Genomic DNA, 329 nt, shown 5'->3' with positions numbered 1-329 from the left:
GGGGGCGCCGCTGAGCGCCGTGCCGGCCGCCGCCGCGGCGACGCCGCCGAGCACGATCGCGCCCTCGCCGCCGATGACGACGAGGCCGAGCCGGGCCGGCAGCGCCACGCAGAGTGCCGCCAGCAGCAGGGGCGCGGCGCGCGACAGCGAGTTCTGGACCGAGAACAACGAGCCGAAGCCGCCGCGCCACATCGTTTCATAGAGCTGCACGGGTGACTTGCCGACCCGCGCGATGAACAGGCTGAACAGGGCCATGCCGACGATCAGTGCCGCGAGCGGGATGAAGAAGGCTTCCGCACGCCGGGCGATCCATTCGAGCGCCGTCGGAT

At 72.6% G+C, this 329-nt stretch carries 1 pseudogene; it reads right to left on the bottom strand.

Annotated elements, in window-relative coordinates:
- Window positions 1–329: pseudogene (locus tag EN804_RS35695) on the bottom strand (ABC transporter permease); the annotation flags it as partial.

It is taken from the genome of Mesorhizobium sp. M8A.F.Ca.ET.161.01.1.1 (assembly GCF_004792105.1).
In the GTDB taxonomy this organism is placed as follows: Bacteria; Pseudomonadota; Alphaproteobacteria; order Rhizobiales; family Rhizobiaceae; genus Mesorhizobium.
The sequence above is the reverse complement of the archived record's forward strand: the minus strand, read 5'-3'. Positions and strand labels throughout refer to the sequence as shown.